At 59.0% G+C, this 6,354-nt stretch carries 6 protein-coding genes; 1 reads left to right on the forward strand and 5 read right to left on the reverse strand.

Annotated elements, in window-relative coordinates; translation table 11 throughout:
* Nucleotides 1-46: 46 nt before the first annotated feature.
* The 5 genes from MOV80_RS09265 to MOV80_RS09285 form a co-directional block, all read right to left on the reverse strand.
* Nucleotides 47-502 (reverse strand): hypothetical protein, encoded by a 456-nt coding sequence (locus MOV80_RS09265; protein ID WP_118268090.1) that lies wholly within the window; start codon nucleotides 500-502, stop codon nucleotides 47-49.
* 294 nt (nucleotides 503-796) lie between these two features.
* Entirely contained in the window at nucleotides 797-1,351 is a 555-nt protein-coding gene (locus MOV80_RS09270) for a hypothetical protein (RefSeq protein ID WP_161524109.1), read from the reverse strand.
* A gap of 325 nt (nucleotides 1,352-1,676) precedes the next feature.
* Nucleotides 1,677-1,955, reverse strand: coding sequence for a hypothetical protein (locus MOV80_RS09275; RefSeq protein WP_019104325.1), 279 nt, complete (start codon nucleotides 1,953-1,955; stop codon nucleotides 1,677-1,679).
* 413 nt (nucleotides 1,956-2,368) lie between these two features.
* The gene (gene modA / locus MOV80_RS09280; protein WP_083860762.1) at nucleotides 2,369-3,112 is read right to left on the reverse strand and encodes a molybdate ABC transporter substrate-binding protein; all 744 of its coding nucleotides are present in this window, start codon (nucleotides 3,110-3,112) and stop codon (nucleotides 2,369-2,371) included.
* Nucleotides 3,113-3,336: 224 nt separating this feature from the next.
* A complete protein-coding gene (locus MOV80_RS09285) occupies nucleotides 3,337-4,719 on the reverse strand; it encodes a PLP-dependent aminotransferase family protein (RefSeq protein ID WP_249605069.1) in 1,383 nt (460 codons plus the stop codon).
* A gap of 347 nt (nucleotides 4,720-5,066) precedes the next feature.
* Here MOV80_RS09285 and MOV80_RS09290 point away from each other — a divergent pair, with 347 nt between their 5' ends.
* A complete protein-coding gene (locus tag MOV80_RS09290) occupies nucleotides 5,067-6,251 on the forward strand; it encodes an MFS transporter (RefSeq protein WP_118268093.1) in 1,185 nt (394 codons plus the stop codon).
* The last annotated feature ends 103 nt before the right edge of the window (nucleotides 6,252-6,354 follow it).

Genomic DNA, 6,354 nt, shown 5'->3' on the forward strand with positions numbered 1-6,354 from the left:
GAAACAAAAACGGCCCCTAGGGGCCGTTTTTTCATGGCGAACGCGCTCAGCGCTGACGGCCCCGGCCGCGCTTCTTGCGCCGCTGTTGCTGTTGCGTCTCCGCCAACTGCTCCAGGCACAGATAAAGCTGCTGCACCGCCTCCACATGCTGGGCCAGATCCACGCGCTCCACCGCCAGGTTCAGCAGCATCTCCAGATAATTGAAGAAGCCCTTGCACAGGCCGATGCGATAACTCTTGTCGGCAAAATCCATATCGCTGGCGATACGGAACAACAGCCCGCGCGCCGCGTGCTGGCGGTTGTTCTTCAATAGCTGCGCCATGTGCGCCGCGTACTGGCGGCCAATGACGCAAGCCTCGAAATAATCCTGGGGTTCCGCCGGCTGCCAGTAATGCGGATAGGTGCGGCCGGGTACGCGGCGGACAAAAGGCAGACGGAGGTCTTTGGCTTCGCTGGAGGGGAAGCGGTAGCGGGAACGGCGGGGTTTTGAGAAATCAGACATGGGCAACCTCTAGCTAGAAGTGCGTGAAAACCAGCGGCTGCCAGTTAGGCAGACGCAACGCAAGTTTGGAAAACGTGCTGAAAACAGCACCTCGCCTGCAGTCGATGGGTTCTCACGGCCCAGTGCCGGGATGAAACGGCACGGAGGGATTGTTGCTTAGAGGGGGATGGGGGTCAAGACCATACAGCCTGACTACCTTACACAGACAACACTGACGAGACGGCAAAATGCAAAATAGCAAACAATTATGACAACAACCAAATCAAAACGACCCAATGGAACTACACAATAAGCTCACCTCTTTTCTCGTGATTTCTTTTCCACCAGCCGTTCTGCAGTTTCGATATCAATACCTAAAGCCTGCCTTGCCTGCCTTGCCTTGACCTTTCTTCCACGAAGATAGCTTTTATACTCACCCACCAGCAAAGCTCCCACCATGCCCCCTCCAGAGAGAACCAACAAAATGAGCATCATATTTCCATATATCGCACTGGCATTGCCATTCAGAAAATAAGCATAACCTCGCAAACCCGCAAAAAAAGCCCCCAGCTCAGCGAATAGCAAAAAGCAGTAAATCATAGAAAAATGTAAGCCAGACATCCGTCCAATTAACCTAAAAGAAAGCACTCCCCCCATCAAAGCCACGAGCCCTACCCACGATCGCATCATAACGCTTTCAAATTTAGAGCACACCCAACCATTTCGTACGGCTGAGTAACTTTCACAATAAAGCCCGTCAGGCATATTAAGTGCCCAAGCATGAGGTATCGAAACCAATTGCCCCTGGAAAACTAAAAAAGCGAAAAACCACAAAACACCCAACAAAATTATAAAAACATTTCTTTTCATAGATCACCCAGACAAAACCATGAACCACACAAAAAAAATGAACTTCGCACTCGCTGCCAAATCATAAAAACACAAGCATCAGCACTAGCTCAAGGACACATCTGCGGATAGTTTTAGTGACAATCAACCAGTTTGCATGACACCTCAATCATCACAGCTAAGTTGATACAGCATTTATAAAAATAGTATTAACCCATAATCAAACACAGCACTCATAGCCTTACGACAACCGTCAAGCTACGCCACCGCCCTCACTGACCGGCCATCTAAGCTTCGCTCCATTGGCAGATGAACTCGCCGCGAAGTATAGGGAGGTGTAGTTCGACTAGCCACCAACTAACATCAAGGACTTCAGGTTATCCACTTCCAACACCCATCCCTTTTTGTCTCCGCAGACCACCTCCGTATAAGCATCGACCTTGCCAAATGAGATCTTGCCCACTCGGCAAGATGTTCCCACTTGAATCGTGAAGGCCGGCTTGTCTCTTGCATCGTTTGCGGCAGCGTAAGCGAGGGTGTCACGGCTTGCGATGGCCTCTGTCATTGGATCGGAGCAGCCAGCCAGAGCGACGAGGAATGTCATAAAAAGAGGTCGTTTGATCATCAGGCTTATTTCAACGCCCGCAGCGCTTCCGGGTGCTGCACCGCTACCCGCAGCAAGGTCTGCGCCGCGCCGGTGGGCATACGCCGGCCTTACTTCCCTTAGCCACGCTATCTGCGCGCCAGATATAGAGAGGCTGCTTCTCGGCCAATGCGGTCTGCCACCCTATCTGCTGTGAGCGTTTGCTCAGGGGCGCATACCGGCCTTTTTGGGTTCGTGTGAAGGCGTACTACCGGCCAATCATAGGGCAGGATTGCCTACAAGCGCCGGGTCAGTCCAAACAGTCATTTGATGTGACTATAAATCCCGGAGCAATTCAGGATGCGCATTACGGCTTGCTCAAGCTGGCTTTCTCAATGGTCTGTCTACGATTTATCGACAGGTTTTGTTAGCCGATCGAAGCGATACCCGGCGCATCATGGCTTACCATACCCGTACTTACTCCAAATTTTCTGCGACCCCGGATCGAACAGTTGCTCGTACAGTTTTCTGGCCGCTGGATGGTTGGCCGCAGGCGTCAGCAACGCGGCGGTCTGTTTGATCGGTGGGTAGGTCTCTGCCGGGATTTCCACCCAGTGCCCCTTGCCCAGATTGGAATACTTCAGCACTTGGGATTTTGAGACAAAGCCGCCCGAGGCCTTGCCGGATGCAATCCACTCCGCTGCGTGCGCCACATCCGGCACTCGGACGAAGCGCGGCCGCAGCCGTTCGGCCAATTGATAGTGGTTCAAACTATACAAGACGGTCTGGCCATAAATACTAGCCTCCGGATCAGGTAACACGATTGTGCCATGACCATCTCGCAGCCACTCCAGCCAATGGTCGCTGCGAAAATCCGCATCCAATGACCACAGCACCAACGATCCCAAAGCATAAATGCGCGGCTCGCTCAAACAACGGCCCAGCGCCCTCAGCCGCCGAGTGTATTCCTCGCTCGACGACAGATAAATCTCGAATTCCGCGCCGTTGGCGATTTGCGAGGCCAGCGCCACCGACGGGCCATATGTGACATCGACACCGACGCCCGTTTCCGCGGAGAAGCGCCTGATGATCTCGCCCAAAGCCGGTTCCGTATTGCTGGCGGCGGCCACCCTCACCTGCTCGGCATAAGCGATGGCAGACATGCAAACCAACAGCCACATTGCCAACATCTTCGACATCTCATGCTCCCAAGCACCAACAGTTCAGCATAGGACATGTGCTGTAGACAATATGAACCGGCGACAAAACCTAGTAGACCATGTGAAGCCAGATGGCGCGACACTGGGTTGCTCCTGGCCTAAGGACAGTTAGATCAGACGGCTTATTCACAAGCACCCGTCGATGCCAACGTACTTTTCATGTAACTGCTCCGGCCGAGAAACGGAACTCACCTTCAAAATCATCATCCAGCCTGCGGGCTCCCCAGCCCCTCAAAAAACCCCAGCGCCCGCGCATCGCCGGCATAAGCCACATTGATCCGTAGCCAGTCATTATCCTCGCCGCTGGGCATGAAACCGCTGCCCGGCGATAGCAGGATTCCGCGCTTGGCGGCTTCCGCCTGCATTGCCTTAAAGCTGTGGCGGCCGGTGCGCGCCCAGATGAACATGCCGCCCTGCGGCTCGGCGAACACTTGCCAGCCGTTGGCTTCCAGCGTTTGCAGCGTGGCGGCCATTTGCCGGTTCAGCCGCAGCCGCAGCCTTTGCGTCAGCTTGCGGTAAGCGCCGCTGGACAAGAGCTGGGCCGCCACGCATTCGGCAAAGCGCTGGGTGCCGATGCCGGTGTACATCTTGATATTGGCTAGCTGGCGGATCAGTTCCGGCTGGGCCAGCACATAGCCGACGCGCAGCGAGCAGCTGAGGGTTTTGGAGAAGCTGGATACGTAGATCACCCGACGCAGCGAATCCAGCGCCGCCAGGCGCACGCCGGGGTGGTTCTGAAAATCCGCGTAGATATCGTCTTCCACAATCAGGAAATCGTGGGCCTCCGCCAGTTGCAGCAGGCGGTGCGCCACCGCCGGCGTCAAACAGGTGCCGGTGGGGTTGTGGAACAGGCTGTTGATGAACAGGCATTTGGGCCGATGTCGGGCCAGGATGGCTTCCAGCGCCGCCAGGTCCGGCCCGTTGCCGGCGCGCGGCACCGCCAGCATTTTTACGCCGTGGAATTTCAGCAGGTTGAACAGATTGTAGTAGCCGGGGCTTTCCACCAGCACGGTGTCGCCGGGCTTGAGCAGCGCGCGCGCCAGCAGGTCCAGCGCGTGGCTGCCGCCGTTGGTGGTGAGGATTTGCTCTTGCTCCACATGGATGTCGATCTGGCGCAGCCGCTGCTGTAGTTGCCGGCGCAAGGCCGGCAGGCCCAGCGGGGTACTGTAGTCGAACAGGTCCGCCGGCTGGCAGCGGGTGATGTGGCGTATGGCGTAGCCCAGTTCTTCCTGGTCGCCCCAGCTGTCCGGCACCCAGCCGCAGCCCAGCTTCAACTGCTCGCCGCTGTCGCTGAACTGGCCCCAGGCCGGCTCCATGGTTTCCCGCCATTCGCTTTCTTCGCGGCCCGGCGGAGCGGCCACAAAGAAGCCGGCGCCGTGGCGCGATTCCAGCAGGCCCAACGCCACCAGCCGGTCGTAGGCGTCGATCACGCAGGACTGGCTGAGCTGCTGCTCCTTGGCCAGTTGGCGGATGGAGGGCAGCCGGGTGCCGGGGCGGACACGGCTGTGCCGTATCCAGGCGCGCAGTTGATCGGCGATTTGCTGCGCCAGCGGCTGCCGGCTGGCGCGGTCGAGTTCTAGCCGCATGGCGGGCTCACTGTTTACTGATAATGAGCAAACAGTTAAGCGCAATTGGCCGCCGCTGTCACTTGTTGTCGTCATAGGTCGGCCGGATAGTGGTGTGTACGCGGCCCGCCGCGCTCCATTCTCAGAACCTATTTACGATCTACTGCGCGTCAGCGATACGGCGTTGAAACCGTCTTCGAAATGCTCATGTACCAAACGTACATTCCGCTTTCTCAGCCGTTTTCGCCTTGTCTCGCCCTAGCTCGCAAGATCGTAAACAAGGTTCATACCAGGCCATAGCTTATGACTGTTCCACTGTTCGCCCATACTGTTTGTCCAGCCGTATCTCTTTTATTCCCGGAGGCCGCATGAGCACGCGCCGCCACCCTGCCCGGCTGGCCTTCGGCCTGTGCCTGATCACTTGCGCGGTGAACCTGCAAGCGCCGCTGTACACCGCTTACGCGCAGCTGGCCGGCCAGGGCGCGGCGGCCACCGCCACCGCGTTTTCCGCCTATGTACTGGGAGTATTGCCGGTGCTGCTGGCGCTGGGCGGCCTACCGGACCGGCTGGGGCGCAAACCTTTGATCCTGGCGGCGCTAACGCTGGCAATGCTGGCCACCGCCGTCATGGCGCTGTGGCCGCGGCTGGAGGCCTTGGCCATGGCGCGCTTTCTGCTGGGCTGCGGCACCGCGCTGGCTTCCGCCGCCGGCGCCGCCTATATGAGCGAGCTGATGGCGGAACCGGACGGCCGCCGCGCCACGCTGTGGGTGACGGCCAGCACTTCGCTGGGCTTTGGCCTGGGCGCGGCGCTGACCAGCGTGTGCCTGCTGTGGCAGAGCACGCTGACGCCGGCCAGCTTCTGGTTGCACTTGGCGGTGGCCGGAACGGCGCTGCTGGCGGTGGCCGGGCTGCCGGACCCGGCTCCGCGCAGCCGCCATACGCCCATGCTGCGCCCGCCCTATTTCCCCGCCGGCAGCCTGCCTTTCGGCTGCGCCATCCTGCTTGCCTGGGCAGCGGTGGGGCTGGTGATCGCCTTATTGCCGTCGGTATTGGCCGCGCATGGGCTGGCGCGCTGGTCCGGTTTTTCCACCTTCACCGTGATCAGCTGCGGCTTGCTGTTCCAGCCGCTAGCCCGCACGATGCCCCCCTGCCGGGCCGCCCGCCTGGGCATGTTGGTGCTGCCGCCCAGCTACGCCTTGCTGGCTTGGGGCGCGACTCAGGGTTCGCTGGCGGCGGTGCTGCTGGGCGCGCTGGGCGCGAGCAGCTCCTGCTACGGCTTCACTTATCTGGGCGGCTTGTCCGCGGTAAACGCGCTGGCCGGAACGGAAAAACCGCGCGCCAGCGCCGGTTTCTTTCTGCTGGCTTATATCGGCTTCAGCCTGCCGGTGATCTTCACTGGCTTGCTGCTGGACCGCCTGGGCGCACCCATGGCCTTGCTGCTGTTCGGCCTGGCGCTGGCCGCCGGCGCGGCCCTGGTTGCCCGGGCGATTGGACGGAGCGCGGCGGCAAGCGCCGCTTTCCCCGCCTTGGCAGCGGCCGGCCAGCGCGATTAAGCCATTAAGCTGGCCAGACCGCGATGCTTAGAACCTGTTCAAAGTCTTTTGAGTAAGAGCCCCAAGAAGGCCAGAACCTGTTCAAAGTCTTTTGAGTATGCTT

Origin of the sequence: Chromobacterium sp. IRSSSOUMB001, from assembly GCF_023507765.1 — a bacterium.
GTDB classification, from domain to species: Bacteria; Pseudomonadota; Gammaproteobacteria; order Burkholderiales; family Chromobacteriaceae; genus Chromobacterium; species Chromobacterium haemolyticum.